This is a genomic window from Marinobacter salinisoli (assembly GCF_017301335.1).
GTDB lineage: Bacteria > Pseudomonadota > Gammaproteobacteria > Pseudomonadales > Oleiphilaceae > Marinobacter > Marinobacter salinisoli.
This window is the reverse complement of the sequence record NZ_CP071247.1, coordinates 2,178,021-2,202,251: the sequence shown is the minus strand read 5'-3', so window position 1 is coordinate 2,202,251 and position 24,231 is coordinate 2,178,021. Positions and strand designations below refer to the sequence as shown.

At 58.0% G+C, this 24,231-nt stretch carries 19 protein-coding genes; 7 read left to right on the top strand and 12 right to left on the bottom strand.

Going from position 1 to position 24,231, the window contains the following annotated elements:
- Positions 1 to 87 precede the first annotated feature (87 nt).
- The 3 genes from LPB19_RS09995 to glpD all read left to right on the top strand — a co-directional run bounded on the left by LPB19_RS09995 (position 88) and on the right by glpD (position 4,608).
- Positions 88 to 1,974 carry a sigma-54-dependent Fis family transcriptional regulator gene (locus LPB19_RS09995; RefSeq protein ID WP_206642772.1) on the top strand — a complete coding sequence of 629 codons (1,887 nt, stop codon included), beginning with the start codon at positions 88 to 90 and terminating at the stop codon, positions 1,972 to 1,974.
- Positions 1,975 to 2,162: 188 nt separating this feature from the next.
- Positions 2,163 to 2,921 (top strand): DeoR/GlpR family transcriptional regulator, encoded by a 759-nt coding sequence (locus LPB19_RS09990; RefSeq protein ID WP_206642771.1) that lies wholly within the window; start codon positions 2,163 to 2,165, stop codon positions 2,919 to 2,921.
- 157 nt (positions 2,922 to 3,078) lie between these two features.
- Entirely contained in the window at positions 3,079 to 4,608 is a 1,530-nt protein-coding gene (gene glpD / locus LPB19_RS09985; RefSeq protein WP_206642770.1) for a glycerol-3-phosphate dehydrogenase, read from the top strand.
- A 5-nt stretch (positions 4,609 to 4,613) separates the two neighbouring features.
- Here glpD and LPB19_RS09980 read toward each other — a convergent pair whose 3' ends face one another.
- On the bottom strand, positions 4,614 to 5,216 hold the full coding sequence (locus LPB19_RS09980) for a uracil-DNA glycosylase family protein (protein WP_206642769.1): 603 nt from the start codon (positions 5,214 to 5,216) through the stop codon (positions 4,614 to 4,616).
- Between the two features lie 120 nt (positions 5,217 to 5,336).
- On the opposite strand from LPB19_RS09980, the gene LPB19_RS09975 reads away from it, so the two are divergent.
- Positions 5,337 to 6,071 (top strand): nitroreductase family protein, encoded by a 735-nt coding sequence (locus LPB19_RS09975; protein ID WP_206642768.1) that lies wholly within the window; start codon positions 5,337 to 5,339, stop codon positions 6,069 to 6,071.
- 14 nt (positions 6,072 to 6,085) lie between these two features.
- Here the strand turns inward: LPB19_RS09975 and glk are convergent, their stop codons facing one another.
- Positions 6,086 to 7,069 carry a glucokinase gene (gene glk / locus LPB19_RS09970; RefSeq protein WP_206642767.1) on the bottom strand — a complete coding sequence of 328 codons (984 nt, stop codon included), beginning with the start codon at positions 7,067 to 7,069 and terminating at the stop codon, positions 6,086 to 6,088.
- Positions 7,066 to 8,886, bottom strand: a complete 1,821-nt coding sequence (gene edd, locus LPB19_RS09965) for a phosphogluconate dehydratase (RefSeq protein ID WP_206642766.1) — start codon at positions 8,884 to 8,886, stop codon at positions 7,066 to 7,068. Before edd ends, glk begins: the two co-directional genes overlap by 4 nt.
- A 150-nt stretch (positions 8,887 to 9,036) precedes the next feature.
- Between edd and gap the strand changes: the two genes are divergently transcribed.
- Positions 9,037 to 10,047, top strand: coding sequence for a type I glyceraldehyde-3-phosphate dehydrogenase (gap, locus tag LPB19_RS09960; RefSeq protein WP_206642765.1), 1,011 nt, complete (start codon positions 9,037 to 9,039; stop codon positions 10,045 to 10,047).
- 58 nt (positions 10,048 to 10,105) lie between these two features.
- Positions 10,106 to 11,554: a pyruvate kinase gene (pyk, locus tag LPB19_RS09955; protein ID WP_206642764.1), complete on the top strand. Its 1,449-nt coding sequence runs from the start codon at positions 10,106 to 10,108 to the stop codon at positions 11,552 to 11,554.
- Positions 11,555 to 11,619: 65 nt separating this feature from the next.
- Here pyk and LPB19_RS09950 read toward each other — a convergent pair whose 3' ends face one another.
- Genes LPB19_RS09950 through zwf form a run of 3 tightly spaced genes read right to left on the bottom strand, consistent with a single transcriptional unit; the run spans position 11,620 to position 14,486 of the window.
- Positions 11,620 to 12,270: a bifunctional 4-hydroxy-2-oxoglutarate aldolase/2-dehydro-3-deoxy-phosphogluconate aldolase gene (locus LPB19_RS09950; protein WP_206642763.1), complete on the bottom strand. Its 651-nt coding sequence runs from the start codon at positions 12,268 to 12,270 to the stop codon at positions 11,620 to 11,622.
- A 34-nt stretch (positions 12,271 to 12,304) separates the two neighbouring features.
- Positions 12,305 to 13,024: a 6-phosphogluconolactonase gene (gene pgl, locus LPB19_RS09945; protein WP_206642762.1), complete on the bottom strand. Its 720-nt coding sequence runs from the start codon at positions 13,022 to 13,024 to the stop codon at positions 12,305 to 12,307.
- Positions 13,011 to 14,486: a glucose-6-phosphate dehydrogenase gene (zwf, locus tag LPB19_RS09940; protein ID WP_206642761.1), complete on the bottom strand. Its 1,476-nt coding sequence runs from the start codon at positions 14,484 to 14,486 to the stop codon at positions 13,011 to 13,013. Before zwf ends, pgl begins: the two co-directional genes overlap by 14 nt.
- 204 nt (positions 14,487 to 14,690) lie before the next feature.
- Here zwf and LPB19_RS09935 point away from each other — a divergent pair, with 204 nt between their 5' ends.
- Positions 14,691 to 15,566, top strand: a complete 876-nt coding sequence (locus LPB19_RS09935; RefSeq protein ID WP_206642760.1) for a MurR/RpiR family transcriptional regulator — start codon at positions 14,691 to 14,693, stop codon at positions 15,564 to 15,566.
- An 80-nt stretch (positions 15,567 to 15,646) separates the two neighbouring features.
- Here LPB19_RS09935 and LPB19_RS09930 read toward each other — a convergent pair whose 3' ends face one another.
- The 6 genes from LPB19_RS09930 to tig form a co-directional block, all read right to left on the bottom strand.
- Positions 15,647 to 17,503, bottom strand: a complete 1,857-nt coding sequence (locus LPB19_RS09930) for a SurA N-terminal domain-containing protein (protein WP_206642759.1) — start codon at positions 17,501 to 17,503, stop codon at positions 15,647 to 15,649.
- Positions 17,504 to 17,644: 141 nt separating this feature from the next.
- Positions 17,645 to 17,917, bottom strand: coding sequence for an HU family DNA-binding protein (locus LPB19_RS09925; RefSeq protein ID WP_206645759.1), 273 nt, complete (start codon positions 17,915 to 17,917; stop codon positions 17,645 to 17,647).
- 240 nt (positions 17,918 to 18,157) lie between these two features.
- Positions 18,158 to 20,575, bottom strand: coding sequence for an endopeptidase La (lon, locus tag LPB19_RS09920; RefSeq protein WP_206642758.1), 2,418 nt, complete (start codon positions 20,573 to 20,575; stop codon positions 18,158 to 18,160).
- 164 nt (positions 20,576 to 20,739) lie between these two features.
- The gene (gene clpX, locus LPB19_RS09915; protein ID WP_206642757.1) at positions 20,740 to 22,023 is read right to left on the bottom strand and encodes an ATP-dependent Clp protease ATP-binding subunit ClpX; all 1,284 of its coding nucleotides are present in this window, start codon (positions 22,021 to 22,023) and stop codon (positions 20,740 to 20,742) included.
- 76 nt (positions 22,024 to 22,099) lie between these two features.
- On the bottom strand, positions 22,100 to 22,735 hold the full coding sequence (gene clpP / locus LPB19_RS09910; protein WP_206642756.1) for an ATP-dependent Clp endopeptidase proteolytic subunit ClpP: 636 nt from the start codon (positions 22,733 to 22,735) through the stop codon (positions 22,100 to 22,102).
- A 171-nt stretch (positions 22,736 to 22,906) separates the two neighbouring features.
- Complete coding sequence (gene tig, locus LPB19_RS09905) at positions 22,907 to 24,211, bottom strand: trigger factor (protein WP_206642755.1); 1,305 nt, start codon at positions 24,209 to 24,211, stop codon at positions 22,907 to 22,909.
- Positions 24,212 to 24,231: the final 20 nt, after the last annotated feature.

Sequence of the window (24,231 nt, the reverse complement as noted above, 5' to 3'; positions counted from 1 at the left end):
AACAACGGATTGAACACTTCTGGTGTTTCGAATGAGCACAGATCTGATAACGGGCAATAACAACAACCCACCCGAAAAAGGCTGTCCATGGGAAGCAACGACGGTTTGAACGAGAGCCAGGTCATACAGGAATCATGGAATCGATGCATCGCCTGGGGACTGGAACACAACTCCCGCCCATCCCCCGCTCTGGGTCAGTCACTTGGCGAAAGGGTCGACCATGGAACACTCACCAACCTCATCGCCGCTGCCGATGCGGAGGTGGCACCCTACTACCGGAATGTTCTTTCCAGTAGTCGCTGCCTGATCCTTCTGACCGACGCTCAAGGCACCGTCGTGCGGCGCTGGGGCGATGACGCCATGGCGGGCCACCATTTGAAAGCCTGGTTTCAGAACGGCGCCAACTGGCGGGAACAAACGTGCGGCACCAATGCCATTGGCACCGCCATCACCACAGGCTTCGCGGTTCAGGTGCAGCGCAACGACCACTTCCTCAAACTGCACCGGCAACTCATAGGCTCCGCCGCCCCGATTTACGATGCAAATAACGAACTGATGGGAGTCCTGAGCGTGTTCACCGATGCCTACCTGCCCCAGGCTCACACCCTGGGTATGGTGCGGCTGCTGTCGCAATCGGTGGAAAACCGGCTGATCTGCAAGCGATTCGAACACAGCCACTGCTTGATCACGCTGAATACCAACGCCGACAATTTTGATAGCCCATGGTCCGGTATTCTGGTGTGTGATGATCGGGGAACGGTGATCGCGAGCAACCAGCGTGCTGGCCAGTTGCTCGGTCGGAATCCATTGAACCACTCGCTCGATTCACTGATGACCACGCCAGGAAAGCGGGTTTTGCAGCATCCGGAGCGAACACCACTGACTTTGATCACGCTCAATAAAGTGCGCCTGAGCGCGCGGGTAACCCATCCGAACGCTGCTGATCACGAGCTTTCCGTTGGCAAATCCGCCCGACAGGAACCGCGCCCAAACAGCCGTGAGTCCAATCTACCGGTGCTTGAGCTGGGCGACAGCGCCGTTCGCCGGTGTGCCGATCAGGCGGCCAAGGTTCTGAGACGCAAGGTGCCGCTGATTATTACCGGCGAAACCGGCGTGGGTAAGGAGGTGTTGGTCAAAGCCTTGCACCAGTCCAGCGAACGCCGCAATCAGCCGTTGGTTTCAGTGAATTGTGCGGCGATTCCGTCCGAACTGGTGGAATCCGAACTGTTCGGGTACCAGCAAGGGGCCTTTACCGGCGCCCGCGCCCAGGGTTCGGTGGGGCTGATTCGCAAAGCCGACAAAGGCATTTTGTTTCTCGATGAAATCGGTGAAATGCCTATGGCCGCACAATCCCGTTTGCTCCGGGTGCTGCAGGAACGGGAAGTGACGCCGGTCGGCTCCACGGAAAGCCTGCCGGTGGACATTCTTCTTGTCACCGCCACCAACCGCTCACTGCAGTCGCGCATCGAACTGGGCCAGTTCAGGAGCGATCTGTTCTACCGGATCAATGGCCTGAGCGTCGCTTTGCCCCCCTTGAGGGAGCGTTCCGACAAGCAGGAACTGATTCAGCACATCTACCGCGAGCATCGGGACCCGGAGCAACCCGAAACACTGTCCGCCCCGGTGCTGTCCGCGCTGATCAATCACCCCTGGCCGGGCAATATCAGGCAACTGGTGAACGTGATCAGCGTTGCCGTGGCCATCGCAGATGGCGAACCGATTCAACTCTGGCACTTACCCGAAGATTTTCTGTCGCAAATTGATCAAGCTGGATCCCACCCGGACCCTGTGTCGGTCGCGAAACAGCCAGGATCTAATCCTTCGGCACACGAATCGCCCGCCATTTCCGATGGCCTGTCTCAAACGTTAAAGGCCTACCGCCAGTGCATGGGCAACATTTCCCGCACCGCCCGGGCATTGAGCATCAGCCGGAACACCGTTTATAAGCGGCTTCGGGAACTTGGCGTGCGCTAGAGCCTGGCCACGCCAGTGTCCAGAATACAGAAGGTTGCTTCTGACAACGTTCCCGCCTGACATTCAGGCCTATGCGACCGCTTCGAAAATCTGACACTGTATAAGCCATTGAAAAACGGTACACTCAAGTTCGTTTTCGCATCACGAACATTCGTTTCATACCAAACGAACATCAATGGGGCACAGCAATGGCGCAGCGGCATCGCAAGGACCTGATTCTGGAGCTGATTCAGGAAACCGGATTCGCAACCACCGATGAACTGGTTGAGCGTTTCAACGTGACGCCACAAACCATCCGCCGCGACCTGAATGAACTCGCCCGCGAAAAGAAGCTGCGCCGTCATCACGGTGGCGCGGGCATTGATTCCAGCACCATGAACACCGCCTACCAGGCGCGCAAAATCATGGACCTCGAAGCCAAGGAACGCATTGCCAAGGCACTGGTGAACATGGTCCCGGACGGCTCATCCATGTTCATCAACATCGGCACCACCACCGAAACCATTGCCCGGGCGCTGCTGATCAAAAACAACCTGCAAATCGTTACCAATAACCTGCACGTGGCGTCCATCCTGTCGGCCAAAGAGGATTTTCGTGTCATCGTTGCCGGCGGTGAGGTCCGGACCCGGGATGGCGGTATCGTCGGTGAGGCCACCCGGGACTTCATCAATCAGTTCAAGATGGACTTCGGCATTATCGGCATCAGCGGCATCCACGAGGACGGTTCCCTGCTGGACTTCGACTACCGGGAAGTCCGGGTGGCCCAGGCCATTATTGCCAATTCCGGCCAGGTCCTGCTGGCTGCCGACCACACCAAGTTTGGCCGTAACGCGATGGTCAGGCTGGGCAATATCACCCAGGCTGACCATGTCTTCACCGATCAGCCGCCACCTGCCCCGATCAAGCGCCTGCTGGGCGAGCACAACGTCGAACTGCACATCGTTTAAGACCCGATCGGGCATGTTGTGACATGCCCTTGCATTTTCGGTTTTATTCGTTTTGTTCCTTTACGAACTTTCGCTTCTTTCGCATAATGCTCTGTATCGCTCAAAAAGCACCCAATCACGGACGATATTTTCGAAATCAATCAGGAGATGACTCGCCATGGGCAAGGGGCAAGATCAGTATGACGTTGTGGTCGTCGGTGGTGGCGTAAATGGCACCGGCATCGCCATGGACGCCGCCGGCCGAGGTCTGAAGGTGTTGTTGTGTGAGATGAACGATCTCGCCTCAGCGACCTCATCAAGCAGCAGCAAGCTCATTCATGGCGGACTGCGCTACCTGGAGCATTACGAGTTCCGCCTTGTGAGGGAGGCACTGGCGGAGCGGGAATCCCTGCTACGCAATTCGCCACACATCATGTGGCCGATGCGGTTCCGCCTGCCCCACCGCCCTCACCTGAGGCCCGCCTGGATGATCCGCACGGGGCTGTTCCTGTACGACCACCTGGCCAAGCGCGAACTGCTGCCCGGTTCCCGTTCCATCCGGTTTGACTCAACCGATCCATTGAAGCCGGAACTCACCAAAGGTTTTGAGTATTCCGATGGCTGGGTGGACGATGCCCGGCTCGTGGTGCTGACCGCCAAGAAGGCGGAACAATGCGGTGCAACGATTCTGACGCGGACCAAATGCGTCAAGGCAGACCGGGGCGCCGATGAATGGAGGGTGACCCTGCGCGATATGCAAAACCAATCCGAGCGCACCATCAGTACCAGGGCAATCGTCAATGCCTCCGGCCCCTGGGTAAGCAAGCTGTTCGGTGAGGCACTGGAAATGCCGGCCCCCAAGATGATTCGCATGGTCAAGGGCAGTCACATTGTGGTGCCGCGACTCAATAAAGAGAAGGAAGCCTACATTCTGCAGAATGAAGATCAGCGCATCGTGTTCGTGATCCCCTATGAAGACGAGTTTTCCCTCGTGGGCACCACGGACGTGGAGTATGAGGGTGATCCCAGGAAGGCAAAAATCTCTCCGGAAGAAACCGCGTATCTGCTGAACATCGTCAACGCCCACTTCCGGCGGCAACTGGCCGAAGACGATGTGGTCTGGTCATACTCCGGTGTTCGCCCGTTAATGGACGGTGAAGAACAAAACGCCCAGAAGGCGTCGAGGGATTACTCCTTCGATATCAGTGCCGAACCGGGCAAAGCACCCCTGCTTTCAATTTTCGGGGGCAAAATAACCACGTACCGGAAACTCGCCGAATCCGCCACGAACACCCTGTGCAAGTTCTTTCCAGACGCCCGCGGTCCGTGGACCAAAACAGCCGAATTGCCCGGCGGCGATTTCGCGAACCAGGAAGACCTGACAGCGCAGTTGCAAAACGACTTCCCATGGCTCCCGGACTCCATCATCAGTCGTTATGTCCGCACTTACGGCACTTGCGCCTACGAACTGCTTGCCGGCTGTCAGTCCGTTGCTGATCTCGGCCAGCACTTTGGCGGCACTCTGTACGAAGCAGAAGCCGCGTACCTGAGGGATGCCGAGTGGGCAGCGGAGGCAGAAGACATTCTATGGCGCCGGACCAAGCAGGGTTTGTACGTTGATGAAGACGGCGCTCAGAGGCTGCAGGCGTTTCTTCACCCCGCGGGCATCGGGCAAAGCTCAGCATCGGCCACTACCCGACACGCCTGAGCACGTCAGCTTCCGGAAAGAACCGCAGCAACCCGCTCACGCAGGGCGGGTACCGCCTCTGTCTCGAACCACGGGTGGCGTCTCAGCCACAAATTATTGCGCGGACTGGGATGCGGCATCGGCATTACCTCCGGCCAGTATCTGCGCCACTGACTGACATTCTCGGCCACCGTTTTGCCGCCAGCCGGCAAATGCCAGTTCTGGGCGTACTGGCCGATTAACAGTGTCAGCTCGATATTGGGCAACCTGTCCAGAAGCACCTGACGCCAGGCCGGGGCACACTCGGGGCGCGGTGGAAGATCGCCGGATTTGCCCGTGCCAGGGTAACAAAACCCCATGGGCAGGATGGCCAGTTGCTGCTCGTCGTAAAAGGTATCTCGGGTGATGCCCATCCACTCACGCAAACGATCGCCACTGGGGTCGTTAAAGGGCAACCCGGTTTCATGCACCCTTCGTCCCGGGGCCTGGCCGACCACCAGAATGCGCGCAGCCTCGGACAGCTGGATTACGGGCCTCGGGCTGTGCGGCAGCACCTCACGGCACAGGGTGCAGGCACGGACCCTGCGCACCAGCTCATCAAACGCCAATTGACCAGGATCGTCCGCCATTACCAGCCACCTGAAGGTTGCATAGCCCCATGATTCCCGTAACCATAAGGCGTCTGAACACACTCAACAAGCCAGAGTCATCAGCAACAGACGCCGGTCTTCGGCGCCCAAGGACAGAGCATGAACGCAAAGGCCGGTGCGTTACCGGATATCAATCTGGAAGAATTTCGCAAGGTGGTTCGCAGCCGCCGCTCAATCCGCCGATTCAAAGACGAACCGGTGCCAAAGGAAGTGCTGGACGACTGCCTGGAACTGGCTACTCTGGCGCCCAACTCCAGCAACCTGCAGCCCTGGGAGTTCTACGTGGTGAAGACCCCCAAGCTGAAAACCAAGCTGGCCGATGCCTGTCTGGGGCAAAATGCGGCCAAGACCGCCCCGGTGCTGATTGCCATCGTCGCCCGCCCCGACACCTGGCGCGAAAACGCCCGGCTTGCGCTGGAGGAGTGGCCCGAAAACAAGATGCCCTCCATCGTCGACAAGTACTATCGCAAGATTGCACCAATCCACTACAACCAGGGCCCCTTTGGCGTTCTGGGGATGGCCAAAAAAGCGGCCGGTCTGGTCGTTGGTCTGTCGCGACCAGTGCCCCGCGGGCCTTATTCACCTAATGAAATGAAAATCTGGGCAACCAAGTCCACCGCGCTGGCCGCCGAAAACCTCATGCTGGCGCTCCGGGCTCATGGCTACGATTCGTGCCCGATGGAGGGCTTCGATGAGTGCCGGGTACGGAAGCTGTTACGCCTGCCCCGAAAAGGCCTGGTCACCATGGTACTGGCTGTCGGTAAACGCGCCGAGGATGGCGTTTATAACCAGCAGTACCGGTTCGATCAGTCTCGTTTCGTGCATTACCTGTGAACAGCGCATGAACTTCAGGAGGTACTGTCTGGCGCTCCCCTCAGGGCCGCGGCAGCGCCTCGCAAGCCCGTGTATTTGTCGGTGATGACATACACGGGCATTTGCTCGACCAGGGCCCGCATTCGCCCCTTGTCTGCAAAGGCAAGCTGGAACCCACTGGCCGACAGGAATTCCAGCATCCGCGGCAATATACCGCCACACAAATAAACCCCACCGGTGCTTCCCATCGTCAACACCGCATCACCCGCCACCCGGCCAAGGATTTGGCAAAAGCGGTTCAACGTGTCCACCGCAAGCGCATCACTGCGTGCCAGCGCGGCTTCGACAATCTGCTCGGGGGCGCCAAAGCGCGCGGCCGTGCGACGGATGTGCGCCATGGCCTGATACAAATTGACCAGCCCAGGCCCACTGAGAATCCTCTCCACAGACACTCGGTGGAAGCGTGCTTGCAATACCTCGAGCACAGCGATGTCGGTTTCATCCGAGGGAGAGAACCCAACATGACCACCCTCGCTTGGCAGGGTAACCCAGCCACCACCGGCCGGCACCAGCCCGGCCATTCCCAACCCGGTTCCCGGCCCCATGACCAGCCTCGGCGCACGGGGGTCGACCTGGCGGCCTCGCCCGGCAGACAACTGCCAACAATGATCGGCGTCAATGTCCAGGGAACCGAGCGCCTGGGCCGAAAAGTCGTTGATCAGCTGGAACTCCCGCCAGCCGAATCGGCGTCGCACGTCCTCAACACCAAAGCGCCAGGCGTTGTTCGTCATCTGAATGTGTGAACCACCCACCATCGCGGCCACGGCGAAACAAGCTATCTCTACGCGCTTACCCTCGATACCCCCAAGATAATCCGCAATGGCATCTTCGATGCAACGGTAGTCCGCGCAAGGCAGGCTGCGGATCAGGCACAGCGGCCCACCATTCAGCGCCGCCAGCCCGAAGCGCGCATTGGTCCCGCCAATGTCACCAACCAGTGCGTACGGGGGCTCGCTCATGCATCGTGATTCCAGAAGAAACTGGCGCCTTCTTCCGGTGTGCTCACCGCCCTGCGCATCCAGCCGAACAGCTCCCGGCCGTATCCGTGACGATTGCCAGAAAGGTCGGGCTGTTGTGGTTCTCGCTCGGCCAATTCAACCTCAGATAACGCAACGCTCAGGCTACCGCTGCTGGCATCCAGACAAATCAGGTCGCCGTCCCGGAGCTTTGCCAGCGTTCCGCCATCCAGCGCTTCCGGGTACAGGTGGATGGCCGCCGGCACCTTCCCTGAAGCACCAGACATCCGACCATCCGTAACCAGCCCGACTTTGAATCCCCGATCCTGCAGCACGCCCAAATACGGCGTGAGCTTGTGCAATTCCGGCATCCCGTTAGCCCGCGGGCCCTGAAAGCGCACCACGACCACGCAGTCCCGATCTAGGTTTCCGGCTTCAAATGCCGCCTTTAATTCATCCTGGTCATTGAATATCACCGCCGGTGCTTCCACTTTGTGATGCTCCGCGGCCACCGCCGAGACTTTGATTACCCCGCGGCCCAGGTTGCCATCCAGCACTCTCAGGCCTCCGTCAGGCGCAAAGGGCTCGGAGGCGGCACTCAACACTTCCGGGTTGCCGCTTGTCGCCGGGGCCGGCATCCAGGTCAGCGAATTGCCATCCATAACGGGGGTGTTGGTGTAGCGCTCCAGCCCGGCGCCCACGACCGTTTGCACCTCGTTGTGCAGATATCCGCCTGCCAGCAACTCTCTGATCAGGAAAGGCGTGCCGCCCGCCTCGTGGAAAGCATTCACATCTTCCTGGCCGTTCGGGTAAATGCGGGTCATGGAAGGCACCACCGAGGACAGATCGGCAAAGTCGTTCCAGTCGATGATGATGCCAGCCGCCCGGGCAATGGCGATCCAGTGCATGGTGTGGTTGGTGGAGCCCCCGGTTACCAGCAACGCAACAAGGGCATTCACGATGCTCTTCTCATCCACCATGTCCGCCAGCCCCAGATTACCGCCATTGGGCCTGGACAGGCGAATCACCTGCTCGGTGGCCTCGCGGGTGAGTTCTTCCCGAAGCGTCGTGCCGGGATTGACGAATGCCGCGCCGGGCAAGTGCAGGCCCATCACTTCTACCAGTAACTGGTTACTGTTCGCTGTGCCATAAAAGGTGCAGGTGCCCGGGCTATGATACGACTTGCTCTCCGCCTCGAGGAGTTCATCCTTGCCGATCTTGCCTTCGGCAAACAGCTGTCGAATGCGCTGCTTTTCCTTATTCGGCAGCCCGGAAGGCATCGGGCCGGCTGGAACCAGAATGGTCGGCAGATAGCCAAAGCTCAGGGCACCGATCAGCAAACCCGGAACGATCTTGTCGCAGATACCCAGCAACAGTGTGGCATCAAACATGTTGTGACTGAGCGCCACTGCCGTGCCCATGGCAATGGTGTCACGGGAGAACAGGCTCAGCTCCATACCCGGCTGGCCCTGGGTCACACCGTCACACATGGCCGGCGTACCGCCTGCAACCTGGGCAACCGAGCCCATCCCCCGGGCCGCCTCCCGAATCATATCGGGGAACTTTTCATAGGGCTGGTGGGCCGAAAGCATATCGTTGTAGGCTGTTACGATCGCCACATTAGCCTTGTTCATAAACCTCAGCGTGTCTTTGTCGCCGGGGCTACAGGCGGCAAATCCATGGGCCAGGTTGCCGCACGACAGGCGGCTACGGTGCGGCGACTGCTCCTTCAGCGCAGCCATTCGGTTCAGGTAGTCTGCCCGAGTTGCCCGACTTCGTTCGATGATCCGCTGAGTAACTTTCTCAACCACTGGCTGCATTGGTGAACTCCCTTCAATCGCTGGCAGAAATCGTACTTTTACAACATTTAATCGATCAGGACACGAATAAAGCCACCAAAAACCGTATCATGTTAGTATGTTTACTACATAGATACGGATAAGAGCGCAAGAACGCCAAGGAGGCCGATCATGACAATCCGCGTAGCCATCAACGGTTTTGGCCGAATCGGCCGAAACATCGTGCGGGCATTGTACGAGAACCAATACCGGAAACATCTTCAGGTTGTCGCAATCAATGATCTGGCCGACGCCAGCGCCAACGCCCATTTGCTCAAATACGACAGTGTCCACGGCCGTTTTGCTGGCGACGTATCCGCCGACAACGAATCACTGACCGTCAACGGTGACCGAATCTCGGTATCCGCCATCACCAATCCCGAGCAGCTTCCCTGGCAGTCGCACGGCGTGGACATCGTTTTCGAGTGCACGGGGCTCTTCACCACCCGCGCCGATGCCGCGGCACACTTAAAGGCCGGGGCGAAGAAAGTGATTATCTCCGCACCATCCCCGGACGCCGACGCCACGATCGTCTTCGGTGTAAACGAGCATACCCTGTCACCCCGACACGACATCATTTCCAGCGCCTCCTGCACCACCAACTGCCTGGCGCCGGTGGCCTTGGCGCTGCATAACGCCGTTGGCATCAAGAGCGGACTGATGACAACCATTCACGCCTACACGAACGACCAGAAGCTCAGCGACGTCTACCACCCGGACCCTTACCGCGCCCGCTCGGCCACGCAATCGATGATCCCGACAAAAACCGGCGCTGCCGCCGCCATTGGCCAGGTCATCCCAGAGCTGGATGGCAAGCTCGACGGCCTGGCGGTTCGGGTGCCCACCATTAACGTATCACTGGTGGATTTTGGCTTTGTGACCAACCGAGACACCACTGTTCAAGAAATAAACAACGCAGTCAAGGCGGCGGCGGATTCCTGTCCGGTACTGGGGTACAACACCGAAAAACTGGTCAGCATTGATTTCAATCACAACCAACTGTCCAGCATTTTCGATGCCAACCACACGCGGGTGCGTGGGCGTCATGCAAAAGTCATGGCCTGGTACGATAATGAGTGGGGCTTCTCCAACCGTATGCTGGATAACGCCATCGCCCTGCAGCGGGCCAGCCGAGAAAGCTGACTGCCCGGAGCAATTCCATTAACCTGAGAAAGACACACGCACAATTAAGGACCCCAACATGCTAAGGCGCACCAAAATCGTCGCAACACTCGGGCCAGCAACTGACTCGCCGGAATCGCTATCCGCCATTATTGCCGCCGGTGTTGATGTAACGCGACTGAACTTCTCCCACGGAAGCGCCGAAGAACACATCAACCGGGCCAGACTGGTTCGCGAAGCCGCCGCCGCCAATGGCCGCGTCGTCGCGATTCTCGCCGACCTGCAGGGGCCCAAGCTCCGCATCGCCCGCTTCACCGATAATAAGGTGACCCTGACTGCGGGACAGACCTTCGTTCTCGACGCCAACATGGACAAAGAGGCCGGAACCGCCGAACGGGTCGGCATCGATTACGAACAGTTGATCGATGACGTCAAACCCGGCGACATTCTGGTGCTGGACGATGGCCGGATCGAGATGGAAGTTCAATCGGTTGACGACCACAGCATCACGTCAACAGTCCTGATCGGTGGCCCGCTGTCCAACAACAAGGGCCTCAACAAGCGCGGTGGCGGCCTATCGGCCGATGCACTCACCGAAAAAGACAAGCAGGATATCGTCACCGCCGCGCGCCTGGATGCGGATTATGTCGCCGTCTCCTTCGTCCGCACCGCCGAGGACATGCACATCGCCCGCCGCCTTCTCAGCGATGCTGGGTCGAGCGCCGGGCTGGTCGCCAAGATCGAGCGGGCGGAACTCGCTCACGACGATGCCGCCCTGGATGCCGTGATTGAAGCATCAGATGCGGTCATGGTGGCCCGTGGCGACCTCGCGGTGGAAATCGGAGACGCCGAACTGGTGGGCGTGCAGAAGCACATCATTGCCCGCGCACGAACCCTCAACCGCGCCGTGATCACAGCCACACAGATGATGGAGTCGATGATCACCAACCCCATGCCCACGCGGGCAGAAGTATCCGACGTGGCAAATGCGGTGATGGACTACACGGATGCGGTCATGCTGTCGGCGGAAACGGCTGTGGGCGATTACCCCAGGGAAGCGGTAGAGGCCATGGTGCGAATCTGCCTCGGCGCCGAAAAACACCCGTCCATGCACCAGTCCAAGCACCGCATCCACGAGAGCATGGAAAAAGTAGACGAGGCCATCGCTCTGTCTGCCATGTATGCCGCCAACCACCTCGAAGGCGTCGCAGCCATCATCTGCATGTCAGAGACTGGCGCCACCCCGCGCCTGATGTCCCGCATCAAATCGAGCCTGCCCATTTTCTCCTTCTCCCGCCATCACTCCACCCAGCACCGGGTTGTGCTGTTCCGGGGGGTGCAAACCGTACCGTTCGATTCAGCGACCGTTCCGAACGAGCGCACCAACGCCCTGGCCATATCGGAACTGGTGAATCGGGAAATCGTGAAGGACGGAGATCTGGTGGTGATCACCAAGGGCGACTACGTCAATGCCCAGGGCGGCACCAACACCATGAAAATCGTTCGGGTCGGCACCGACATACGCTGATCGTTTTGTCCGGCGCCCTCTGCGGGCGCCGGCACCGAAGCCTGTAATTGCAATTGCGATAAAGGCTATTTGAGATCGCCCAGACTTCCCCGGGCAATGTCGGTTATTCGGCCCCAATCCCGGGACGCAACAACATCCTCCGGCGTCAGCCAGGACCCTCCTACAGCCTGAACATTCGCCAGCCGCAGATAGTTCGCCGCGGTATCCCGGCGAATGCCCCCCGTGGGGCAAAAAGTCACATCCGGGAAAGGCCCACGAAATGCATTCAGGGCGGGCACCCCACCGGCCACTTCTGCCGGAAAGAACTTGAACTGCCGGTACCCAAGCACATACCCCATCATAAGCTCAGACACCGTTGCCACTCCGGGCAGCAACGGCGATTCAGAGGTCACGCCGAATTCAAGGATAGATTCGGTCACCCCGGGGGTGATCACAAACTGTGCGCCGGCACTTTCCGCCTGACGGTACTGCGCCACACTGGTCACCGTCCCTGCCCCCACCCAGGCGTCTGGCAGCGCTTGTCGCACCTTCTCAATCGCTTTCAGTCCGTGCCGGGTGCGCAGGGTAATTTCCAGCACCCGAATACCACCGTCGACCAGCGCCTGACACAAAGGAACCGCGTCATCCAGCTCGTTAACCGAGATGACCGGCACCAGCGGTGAGGCTTGCAACACGCTCTGAATGCGCTCGCGATGAAAATCGGAAAGTTGAGTCATGATTGCTCTCCATAGCAAATAAATCGAACCAGTTTCAGGGACTCCAGAACACCTGAAGCCCTGGTTTCAGAAACGCACGTATTGGCATCGCGAGCACATCGTCAGTATCGGACAAGGCACGCTGCAGTGTTTCGAGCTTGTCTCGCCCCTTCAGGTGCAGAGCCGTAAAGCGGGCAGTTCCGAGCACCGGACGGGACAGAGAAATTCTTGGATGAGGTTGCGATGGGGGCGTCATAGCCACCACGAGCTCGGACAACAGAGCATTCATTCCCCGGGCAAGCTCCGGGGCATCGGGAAAGAGTGACGCCGTGTGACCGTCATTGCCCATACCCAGAATCACTACATCCAGCGGCAACGTGAGACCCTGAAGGCCAGCCAGTACCTCAGCAAGCCCATCGACCGGTGTTCGACCACCCCGCTTCAACGGCAGAAAGCGCGCAGCAGAGGCTTGCCCGGTGAGCAGGCGCTCGCGAACCACCCGAGTGTTACTGGCCGGATCATCTTCCTCTACCCAGCGCTCATCGGCGAGTAATACGTCCACCCGCTCCCAGTCAAGCTCTTGTTCAGACAGAGCGGCAAAGAACGGCACCGGCGTAGAGCCTCCGGAGACCACCAAACTGACCCGGTCGGCGCTGACCAGCCGCTGACGCAGGAAAGCCGCCACCGCGACCGCCAGCGATTGGGCAACGGATTCCGGGGTTTCACCAAAATGGCGTTCAACACCCTCAGGCAGATCAATATCAGGCGTCTTCATACCAGCTCCTTCCGTCCCGGGTAATCATGGCGATGGACGCCACCGGCCCCCAGGTGCCCGCCGCGTATCGTTTTGGGGGCTCGTTGCTGTCCTGCCAGTTTTGAATAACCTGATCCACCCAGCGCCAGGCGTGCTCCACCTCATCCCGGCGGACAAACAGGTATTGATTACCCTTCATCACCTCCCACAACAGCCGCTCATACGCGTCGGGGATACGGTCGGTATCGAAGGTTTCAGAGAAGGTGAGTTCCAGAGGCCCCTGCCGCAACCGCATCCCCTTATCGAGCCCCTGATCCTTGGTCAGGATTTTCAGCGCCATACCTTCATCAGGCTGCAGCCGGATAATCAATTTATTGTTGGCCAGATGCTTCTGGTCCGGATCAAAGATGTAATGGGGCGCGGGCTTGAAGTGAATGATGATCTGCGACAGCTTCTCGGGAAGCCGCTTGCCGGTGCGAATGTAAAACGGCACACCAGACCATCGCCAGTTATCGATTTCGACCTTGAGGGCTACGAAGGTTTCCGTACCGCTCCCCTTGTTGGCGCCCTCCTCCTCTAAATAACCCGGCACGGGCCGGCCATTACTGGTGCCCGCGACATACTGGCCACGCACCACATACTGCTCCATCATGTCGGGCGTGATTCGGCGCAGCGCCTTGAGAATCTTTACCTTTTCATCCCGGATGCTATCGGCTGACAGATCGGAGGGCGGATCCATCGCAATCAGGCACAACAGCTGCAGCAGGTGATTCTGGATCATATCCCGTATCTGACCCGCTTTATCGAAATAGCCCCACCGGCCTTCGATGCCGACACTCTCAGCCACGGTGATTTCAACGTGGGAAATATGATTCTGATCCCACTGCGACGCAAACAGGTTATTTGCAAAGCGAAGCGCGATCAGGTTCTGCACCGTTTCCTTGCCAAGGTAATGGTCAATCCGGAACAGCTGGCTTTCGTGGTACACCTCCCCCAGCTCATCGTTGATGACCCGGGAGGACTCCAGATCGTGACCAATCGGCTTCTCGACCACCACCCGGGTTTTTTCGATGCAGCAATCCGCCGATCGTAAATTCCGGGCAATCACGCCATACATGGCCGGTGGCGTCGCCATGTAGACAATCAATTGGTTATGGGCGCTGTTCCGCCAGTCATTGAGCTCTGAAAAGCCGCCCGGGTCCGTAAAATCCAGCTGCTTGTATTCGACCCTGGCAAGAAACGCCTGCGCCACCGACTCATCAAACTCAGAGGCCTTGATCTGCTGCTGAAGCTTTTCCAGCAGCCGGTTCCGGACCTCAGGCGTGTCGGCCTCCGTGCGGGCGATGGCGAGGATCCGGCTACCCTCTGCAAGCAGATTGGCGCGCTCGAGCTGATACAGCGCGGGGAACAGCTTTCGTTGCGCAAGGTCACCCAAAGCGCCGAATAGCATCAGGTCACAACGGGTGTCGATATGGTCAGCCATCGAAGCCTCTCTCCTTGAGATCTGGCGAGCGTAAGGGTGTTTGCCCCGGCATGCGTAGTAATTTTAGGAAAAACAGCGCAAGCGAGAACCGACAGAGCCAGGTCATTGGGGCACACTTGATACGTTTACTACACATTGGCCCCAAAAAACACGGTATACTGCCGATATTCTCATAATAATGCGCCAAGCTTTGGAGTACCTGCAATGGCCGGGAACCGGGCACATCGTGACGACAACCTGCTCGAAGACATACAGGCCCGACTGGATGGTCTGAACAAATCAGAACGCAAGGTGGCCGAAGCCATTCTTCGCGACCCCAGTGCAGCAACCCGCTACAGCATAGCGGCCCTGGCCCGCGCCGCCGATGTCAGCGAGCCCACCGTCAACCGGTTTTGCCGTGGCTTCTCGGCCACCGGCTTCCCGGACTTCAAAATCCGGCTGGCTCAGAGCATCGCCACCGGAACGCCTTACGTGGGCCAGAACGTCGAGCCGGACGATACTGTCGCTGAGTTCTCTGACAAAATCATGCTGAGCACCATCGCAAGCCTCGACAAAGCCCGGCAAGCGCTGGATCCAAGGGCACTGTCGCAGGCCATCGACTATCTGATTCAGGCCAAGCAGATCAACTTTTTCGGCATGGGCGGATCCGCCTCAGTCGCACTGGACGCCCAGCACAAGTTCTTCCGGTTCAACATCCCGGTGATGTCTTATGATGACGCGCTCATGCAGCGCATGGTGGCAGCCGGCTCAACCGTCGGTGACGTGATCGTCGTAATATCCTATACGGGCCGCACCAAAGAAGCGGTGGAAGTCGCTCAGGCCGCCCGCGCAAACGGCGCGACCGTCATCGGTATCACCAATCCAGACTCGCCGCTCGCAGCGACCTGCAGCGTGGTGCTGGGGGTCACCGCCGAGGAAGACACCGAGGTGTACATGCCCATGTCCTCGCGCATTATTCATCTGACCGTGATCGACATTCTGGCGACAGGCGTCACCCTGAAGCGAGGTACCGACTTCCTCGACCACCTGAAAAAGATCAAGGAAAGCCTGAAGCCGACCCGCTTCCCCCCTGCCGAGTGACCCTCGCCAACAAAAAAGCCCGGGACCAGGCCCGGGCTTTTTTGTTGGCGGGAAGCATAACCCGCCAACCAACACAGACTTTATGGACGCTCTACGTCGGCCTTGTCGCGCAGAAGCTGCTGATAAGCCGCGTATTCACGCTGACCTTCCAGGGACGCCAGGAACTGACTGAGCTGCTTGAACTCAGCGCCCTGCTCGGCAACATCGCCGTCGTTCACCGCATCCAGCGCAATCACCGTTGCGGTATCGCCACTGACAGAGTGAGCATAAACCACGCCATCCGAATCCGGACGCTGCATGGAGAAGGCTTTCTGCACAACACCAAGCTCAAACCCGGATGCGCTACGGGCGACAGACTCATTCGTCACCCAGTCATCAGAAGCCCCCAGATCTTCCAGAGACTGCCCGGACTCCAGCCCTGCAATAAGCTGCTCGGCCCGGGCTTCCAGCGCCTCACGGGTCTTCTGGGCAACCAGCTGGGCGCGGATTTCATCCGCCACGTCGTCCAGTGCCAGTTGCTGGGCTTCACGGTAGTCGCGAACCCGGGCAACCACAGAAACACTGTCGCCCACATCAATCAGCTCGGTATTGTAGCTGTCTTCCAGCACATCGGTAGAGAACAGCTGACGCACCAGACCCTGGTGATCGAAGGGCGCGGGGCCGCCATTACGCGTCACACCTTCCGCGACACGAATCTCCAAACCCAGCTCTTGCGCCGGGCCGGCCAGGTCGTCGGCGGCGTATGCCGCATCGGCCAGACGAGTCCGCACTTCAATAAACTTGTCTTCGGCACGTTCACGGGCCAGCTCATCGCGCAATTGCGACTCGATCTCAGCCAGCGCCGGCACCTCGGAACGACGGATATCCTCCAGTTTGATCAGGTGCACACCGAAACTGGTTTCAACCGGCTCCGACACTTCCCCCTCTTCCAACGCGAACAGTGCGTCCTCGAAGGCCTCGTCATAAACGCCACGACCGGCATACCCCAGGTCACCGCCGTCTTTTGCAGACACGGTGTCGGCCGAAAACTCCTGCGCCAGATCGGCAAAAGACTCGCCCGCGGCCAGCCGCTCCTGAATAGTTGCCATGGTTGCGTCAGCCGAGTCACCATCCTCAATCAGGATATGAGCTGCACGACGCTCCTCTCGGGCCAGATCGCCGGAGCGCTGCTCATAATAGGCTTGAAGGTCCTCATCGCTGACTTCAATACCTTCTGCCAGGGCGCCAAGTGACAGCGTGATATACGCAGCATCTACCTGCTCTGGCTGCTGGAAGGCCTGACGGTTCGCCTCATAGAAGTCTTCAATTTCAGCCTCTGTGACCTCAACGTCATCCGCCACGGCATCACCCGCAATACTCAGAGTGCGGAAATCGCGAGTCTGATTCTGAATGCGCATCAGCTGCTCAACGTTTTCGTTCGGCACCATGCCACTCTGAACAATGCCCGCGCGGATCTGATTGATCACATACTGCGTGCGCAGGGCCTCGCGGAATTCCTGAACGCCCATTCCCATGTTACGCACGGTTGAAGTGAAGCGTTCGGCATTAAACTCGCCGTCCACCTGAAACTGAGGCATTTGGGTAATCAGCGCATCGATGTCGGCCTTGCTCAGCGCCAAGCCCTGCTCGTCGGCATCCTGGGTGAGCACCTGCTGCTGGATTAATGACTCCAGCACGTCCTGGCGAATCCGATCCTCGTTAAGCAATGAGGGATCCGGCGTTTCCATACCGGACAGACGGCGCTGGCTTTCCATCTGGACAACGCGCATGAATTCCCGCTCTGTAATGTCCTCACCGTTAACTGTGGCCACCTCTGGCTCACCAACGAAGCCGCCGATGATGGCATCCACACCCCAGAGGGACAGCGTCACTATCAACAGGCCGACAATAACCTTGGCAATGGTGCTCTGGGCGTTCTCGCGAATATCTTGAAGCATGTTTCTCCCGAATCCCCGTTCAAGGACGTGCAGTGTCTTTCATTTATTGTTCGGCTGAACGTAAAAAGGCGCACCCTGTTCGGAATGCGCCTCGAATTCTTCTCAGCAGACCCGGAGCCGGGACTGCCTTAGAAAGAACCGTTACTTAACGGCGTCTTTCAGGGCCTTGCCTGCTTTGAAACCAGGCACTTTAGAGGCCGGAATCTTGATCTCGGCACCGGTCTGCGGGTTGCGGCCAGTACGAGCAGCACGCTCTTTAACAGAGAATGTACCGAAGCCGATCAGGGTTACCTGATCACCTTGCTTCAGTGCATCGGTGATGGAGTTGGTCATCGCGTCCAGAGCACGACCAGCGGCTGCCTTGGAAATGTCTGCGGACTCTGCAATTGCATCGATAAGTTCGGACTTATTCACACTAAACCCCTTCGATTTCAGGTTGAAGATGTTATAGGTTGGTTTGTTTTTTCTTGGAAGTTCCCGACTATCGCACAAGCGACCCGAGAATTCCATTTTCACTTTTTTTATTTCCTGACGGTGTCTAACCAGTGAACGGAAAAAACACTCTTACTGCGCGGGAGCCCTTGGTATTGGCTGCTTCACGGCGAAACAGTTATACCAACGGGCTCTCAGGCATGTCAACAACTCATCCGGGCTTTAATGTGTATTTATGCGTTCTGCAGCCTCGCCCTCATCATCGCGAGGCTTTCCGCTGGCCGACGAACCAGCCTTATCTTCCGCCCGGGGCTCAGGTGGATAGGCCAGGGCAAGATCCAGGACCTCATCGATCCATTTCACCGGCCGGATCTCCAGAGACTCCTTGATATTTTCAGGTATCTCTTTGAGATCACGAACATTTTCATCCGGAATCAGGACCGTCTTAATGCCACCCCGATGAGCCGCAAGGAGCTTTTCCTTGAGCCCGCCGATGGCCAGAACACGACCACGCAGCGTGATCTCCCCGGTCATGGCGACATCAGCACGAACCGGAATCTTGGTCAGCGCAGAAACCAGCGCGGTGCACATTCCGATACCGGCACTGGGGCCATCTTTCGGGGTCGCGCCCTCAGGCACGTGAACGTGCAGGTCGTGTTTTTCATGGAAATCGTCGGCCACACCAAGGCCGGCCGCACGACTACGAACCACCGTCAACGCGGTCTGAATAGATTCCTGCATGACATCACCGAGGGACCCGGTCTTGACCACGCGTCCCTTACCCGGGGTCAGCGCGCACTCGATGGTCAGCAGTTCGCCGCCCACCTGGGTCCACGCCAGGCCAGTCACCTGGCCGATCTGGTTCTTTTCCTCCGCAAGCCCGTACTTGAACCTCTTCACGCCGGAGTACTCCTCCAGCATGTCGGGCTTCAGGGTCACGGCCGCCTTGCTATCGACTTCCACGTGCTCGCGAACCACCTTGCGGCAGATCTTCGCAATCTCCCTCTCAAGGCCACGGACACCGGCCTCGCGGGTGTAGTAACGAATCAGATCCCGCAGGGTTTCTTCGGGCATTTCCAGTTCGTCTTTACGCAGCCCGTTGGCCTTGATCTGCTTCGGCAGCAGGTAGCGCAGGGCGATGTTTACCTTTTCATCCTCGGTGTAGCCCGGAATGCGAATGATCTCCATCCGATCCAGCAGCGCCGGCGGTATATCCATGGAGTTAGACGTACACACGAACATCACATCCGACAGGTCGTAATCCACTTCCAGATAGTGATCGTTGAAGGTGTGGTTCTGTTCCGGATCGAGCACTTCCAGCAGCGCCGAAGCCGGGTCGCCACGGTGATCCATACCCATCTTGTCGATTTCATCAAATAGGAACAGCGGGTTTTTCACCCCTACCTTAGACAGCTTCTGCAGCAACTTGCCCGGCAGTGCGCCAATGTAGGTCTTGCGGTGGCCACGGATTTCCGCCTCATCACGGACACCACCCAACGCCATACGCGTGTACTTGCGGTTGGTTGCCTTGGCGATGGACTGCCCCAGAGAGGTTTTACCAACACCAGGCGGCCCCACCAGGCAAAGCACCGGCCCTTTCACCTTTTTCACGCGGCTCTGCACGGCTAGATATTCAAGAATGCGCTTCTTGACTTCGTCCAGACCGTAATGATCCCGATCGAGGATTTCACGAGCTTTCTCGATGTCATGACGGACCCTGCTGCGCTTTTTCCAGGGGATAGCGAGCATCCAGTCAATATAGCCGCGAACGACCGTCGCCTCGGCGGACATGGGCGACATCATCTTTAACTTGTTCAGTTCCGCTTCGGTTTTCTTGCGGGCCTCTTCGGGCAAACCGGCTTCTTCCAGCTTCTGCTCGAGTTCTTCGAAATCGTTATTACCCTCCCCGAGCTGGCCCATTTCTTTCTGGATGGCCTTCATTTGCTCGTTCAGGTAGTACTCGCGCTGGCTCCGCTCCATCTGCTTCTTAACCCGGCCGCGGATGCGCTTCTCGACCTCAATCAGATCGATTTCGCCATCGAGTTTGCCGAGCAGAAGATCAACACGCTTGCCAACGTCCAGCGCCTCCAGCAATTCCTGCTTTTCCGGAATGCGCATTTCGAGGTGCGCTGCCATGGTATCCGCGAGGCGCTCGAGCTCTTCGATGCCATTCAGCGAATTGGACACCTCGGACGGGACTTTCTTGGACAGCTTGACGTACTTTTCAAACTCGTCCATCAGAGACTTCACCAGCACTTCCTGCTCACGCTCAGGCAGGTTTTCCTCTTCAAGCATGGTCGCCCGGCCTGTGAGGTAGTCCCCTTCTTCAATCTGCTCGATGCCAGCCCGAGCGTTGCCTTCGACCAGTACCTTTACCGTGCCGTCCGGCAGGCGCAGCATCTGAAGGACGGTCGCCAGCGTGCCCATGTCGAAGACATCTTCAGGGCCAGGCTCATCGGTGGACGCATCGCGCTGGGCTACCAGGAGGATTTCCTTACTTCCTTCCATTGCCGCTTCGAGGGCCTGAATGGACTTTTCTCGCCCCACAAACAGCGGGACCACCATGTGCGGAAATACCACCACATCACGCAACGGCAACAGCGGGTAGTCTTGCACAGAATTCTCGGGTATGCGGGTCATAGGGAATCCTCAGACGGTGTTTCTTTCAGCATATCATTCTTCATTGGGGCGCCCGCAAAAAATGCAATCGTTCCGCCGGCGCGCCGACACGAAATATCCAGACACGAAAAACGCGAAAAGGGGCGAAATCGCCCCTTTTCCCTGGTCGGAATTCCGAACGCCTTTCAGTCCTCCGGAACCGCCTTGGCATGATCGCTGCTCGCGTAAATCTTGAAGGGCTCGGAGTCACCCTCGATCACGCTCTCATCGATGACCACCTTGGAAACATCGTGCTCGGACGGAATCTGATACATGGTGTCCAGCAGTGTGGCCTCCATGATCGATCTCAAACCACGAGCGCCGGTTTTCCGCTCCATGGCCTTGCGCGCTACTGCACGCAACGCATCATCACGGAAGTCCAGCTCAACACCTTCCATATCAAACAGCTTCTGGTACTGCTTGGTCAGTGCGTTCTTCGGTTCGGTCAGAATCTGCACCAGCGCGGCTTCGTCCAATTCGGTCAGCGTCGCCACAACCGGCAAACGGCCAACAAACTCAGGTATCAAGCCGAACTTAACCAGGTCTTCGGTCTCGACTTCCTGAATCATGTCAGCAGCGCTCTTGCTGTCATCCTGACTGACCACGGAGGCGGAGAAACCAATCGAGCTACGCTCGGTGCGCTCCTGGATTACGCGCTCAAGGCCCGCAAACGCACCACCACAGATGAACAGGATATTGCTGGTATCAACCTGCAGGAACTCCTGCTGCGGATGCTTGCGCCCGCCTTGCGGCGGCACCGACGCGACCGTTCCCTCAATCAGCTTCAGCAGTGCCTGCTGAACGCCCTCACCCGACACGTCACGCGTGATCGAGGGGTTGTCTGACTTACGGGAGATCTTGTCAATCTCATCGATATAGACAATGCCTCGCTGGGCCTTGTCGACATCGTAATCGCATTTCTGCAGGAGCTTCTGGATGATGTTCTCGACATCCTCACCCACGTAGCCGGCCTCGGTCAGCGTGGTGGCGTCTGCAATCGTGAACGGCACATTCAGCATGCGCGCCAGGGTTTCGGCCAGCAGGGTTTTACCACTACCGGTCGGCCCGATCAGCAAAATGTTGCTCTTGCCCAGTTCCACATCAGCCTTGCCTTCGCCGTAGCGGAGGCGCTTGTAGTGGTTGTAAACAGCAACGGACAGCACCACCTTGGCCCGGTCTTGGCCAATCACGTACTCGTTCAGAGTGTCACGGATCTCGGCCGGTGCCGGGAGGCGATCACTGGCCTCTTCCTGCGCGTTATCCTGAATTTCTTCGCGGATGATGTCGTTACACAGATCGACACACTCGTCGCAGATGAACACCGAGGGCCCTGCGATGAGCTTACGGACTTCATGCTGGCTCTTTCCGCAAAACGAGCAGTAGAGCAACTTGCCGTTATCGTCGCCTCTGCCGTTTCTTTCATCAGCCATTGAATTACCTCTGATCCTGGAAAGCCGTCGTTATTGGCTTCTACGACGGCCAAGAATGATGCGATTACTGCAAGTATTATTTATTCGGTACGCGCTTATCAAGTATCGAATCGATGAGCCCGTAGTCTTTTGCCTGGGCCGGGTCCATGAAGTTGTCACGGTCGGTATCCTTGGCAATCGTCTCGATGTCCTGCCCCGTATGATGCGCCAGGATCGAATTCAGCGTGTGACGAATTTTCAGAATTTCACGGGTGTGAATTTCGATATCCGTCGCCTGGCCCTGATAGCCACCCAGCGGCTGATGAATCATCACCCGGGAGTTCGGCAGGCAAGCACGCTTACCTTCGGCACCGCCGGCCAGCAAAAACGCACCCATGCTGGCCGCCTGACCGATGCACAGGGTCGCCACGTCCGGCTTGACGAACTGCATGGTGTCGTAGATCGACATACCGGCCGTTACCGACCCACCTGGACTGTTGATGTACAGGTGAATGTCCTTATCGGGATTTTCTGATTCCAGGAACAGCAGCTGGGCCACGACGAGATTGGCCATGTGGTCCTCGACGGGACCCACGAGAAAGATCACCCGCTCCTTGAGCAGTCGTGAATAGATATCAAACGAGCGCTCGCCACGAGCAGTCTGTTCGATAACAATCGGCACCAGACCGGAACTGGTTACCATTGCGGGGCCATCAATCGGTTTCTGCGTCATCTGCGCCTGAACTCCTTCTGGACAGTAGGTCGTGGACTCGCACCACGGCTTTCATTGTAGGTGTTATTGCACCCTATACTTTGCCAGCACCGGACCCAGAAGAAAACAGCCGGACAAGCCGGCTGTATTCGGGGTCACCAGTAGAGCCGGCGATCACACCGGCTTGCCTACTCAGCGCTGGGGCTGACCAGCCTGAACCGCTTCTTCGTACTTAACCTTCTTCTCCTTGACCTTGGCCTGCTCGAGGACAAAATCAACGACAGCATCTTCCAGTACAGAGGACTCAATCTGAGCCTTCTGCTCGGCGTTGCTGTTGAAGTGGGCAATCACCTCTTCAGGCTGTTCATACGTAGAAGCGATCTCCTGGATCTTTTCCTCTACCTTGGACTCGTCCGCCTTCAGGTCGTTCTTCTTGACCACTTCCTGGAACAGCAGACCGGTCTTAACGCGACGCTCAGCCTGCTCCTGGAAAATTTCCTTGGGCAGCTGCTGGAAGTCGACCTGACCGCCGAAACGCTGAACGGCGTCCTGACGCAGACGATCGATTTCTTGGTCAACCAGAGCCGCCGGAACGTCCAGCTCAGTGCTCTCGAGCAGACCGTCAACAACATCGTTCTTGACCTTGTTGGAAATCGCCTGCTTCAGCTCGCGCTCCATGTTCTTCTTCACTTCCTCGCGGAAGCCAGCTTCATCTTCGGCCTCAATGCCGAACTTCTGGAAGAACTCGGCATCCAGCTCAGGCAGCTGCGGCTCTTCAACCTTGTGGATCTTGATTTCGAACTTGGCAGGCTTACCGGCCAGATCTTCGTTGTGGTAATCCTCCGGGAAGGTTACCTCGATTTCCATGTCTTCACCGGCCTTACCGCCCTGAATGGCTTTCTCGAAGCCCGGGATCATCTGACCAGAGCCCAGAGTCAGGCGGTGACCTTCAGCCGCACCACCTTCGAACTCTTCACCGTCGATGAAGCCCTTGAAGTCAATGGTCAGCACGTCCTTGTTTTTGGACTTGCGCTTCACTTCTTTCATGGTGGCCTGCTGACGACGCAGATTGTCCACCATATTGTCGATGTCTTTTTCGCCGATTTCGGAAGTCAGTTTCTCGATGGAAACCTTGCTCAGGTCACCCAGCTCGATTTCCGGCAGCACTTCAAAAACAGCCACGAACTCAAGGTCTTTGCCCTCTTCCATTGTCTTGGGCTCAAACTTCGGCCAGCCTGCAGGGTTGATGTCCTGCTCCTGAAGTGCCTTGATGTACTGGTCGCGCATTACCTCTCCGACCACTTCCTGGCGAACGCTGTCACCGAAACGACGCTTGACCACGCTCATGGGCACCTTACCCGGGCGGAAACCATTCAAACGCACGGTGCGTGCAGTTTCCTGCAGGCGTTTCTGAACCGCCTGGTCAATTTCCTGGGCGGGCACACCAATCGTCATGCGACGCTCGATGTTGGAGGTCGTTTCAACAGACACTTGCATGGAAGATCCTCAAATTACAC

Coding starts and splice junctions, on each gene's coding strand:
- LPB19_RS09995 (WP_206642772.1), top strand. CDS start 88: ATGGGAAGCAACGACGGTTTGAACGAGAGCCAGGTCATACAGGAATCA.
- LPB19_RS09990 (WP_206642771.1), top strand. CDS start 2,163: ATGGCGCAGCGGCATCGCAAGGACCTGATTCTGGAGCTGATTCAGGAA.
- glpD (WP_206642770.1), top strand. CDS start 3,079: ATGGGCAAGGGGCAAGATCAGTATGACGTTGTGGTCGTCGGTGGTGGC.
- LPB19_RS09980 (WP_206642769.1), bottom strand. CDS start 5,216: ATGGCGGACGATCCTGGTCAATTGGCGTTTGATGAGCTGGTGCGCAGG.
- LPB19_RS09975 (WP_206642768.1), top strand. CDS start 5,337: ATGAACGCAAAGGCCGGTGCGTTACCGGATATCAATCTGGAAGAATTT.
- glk (WP_206642767.1), bottom strand. CDS start 7,069: ATGAGCGAGCCCCCGTACGCACTGGTTGGTGACATTGGCGGGACCAAT.
- edd (WP_206642766.1), bottom strand. CDS start 8,886: ATGCAGCCAGTGGTTGAGAAAGTTACTCAGCGGATCATCGAACGAAGT.
- gap (WP_206642765.1), top strand. CDS start 9,037: ATGACAATCCGCGTAGCCATCAACGGTTTTGGCCGAATCGGCCGAAAC.
- pyk (WP_206642764.1), top strand. CDS start 10,106: ATGCTAAGGCGCACCAAAATCGTCGCAACACTCGGGCCAGCAACTGAC.
- LPB19_RS09950 (WP_206642763.1), bottom strand. CDS start 12,270: ATGACTCAACTTTCCGATTTTCATCGCGAGCGCATTCAGAGCGTGTTG.
- pgl (WP_206642762.1), bottom strand. CDS start 13,024: ATGAAGACGCCTGATATTGATCTGCCTGAGGGTGTTGAACGCCATTTT.
- zwf (WP_206642761.1), bottom strand. CDS start 14,486: ATGGCTGACCATATCGACACCCGTTGTGACCTGATGCTATTCGGCGCT.
- LPB19_RS09935 (WP_206642760.1), top strand. CDS start 14,691: ATGGCCGGGAACCGGGCACATCGTGACGACAACCTGCTCGAAGACATA.
- LPB19_RS09930 (WP_206642759.1), bottom strand. CDS start 17,503: ATGCTTCAAGATATTCGCGAGAACGCCCAGAGCACCATTGCCAAGGTT.
- lon (WP_206642758.1), bottom strand. CDS start 20,575: ATGACCCGCATACCCGAGAATTCTGTGCAAGACTACCCGCTGTTGCCG.
- clpX (WP_206642757.1), bottom strand. CDS start 22,023: ATGGCTGATGAAAGAAACGGCAGAGGCGACGATAACGGCAAGTTGCTC.
- clpP (WP_206642756.1), bottom strand. CDS start 22,735: ATGACGCAGAAACCGATTGATGGCCCCGCAATGGTAACCAGTTCCGGT.
- tig (WP_206642755.1), bottom strand. CDS start 24,211: ATGCAAGTGTCTGTTGAAACGACCTCCAACATCGAGCGTCGCATGACG.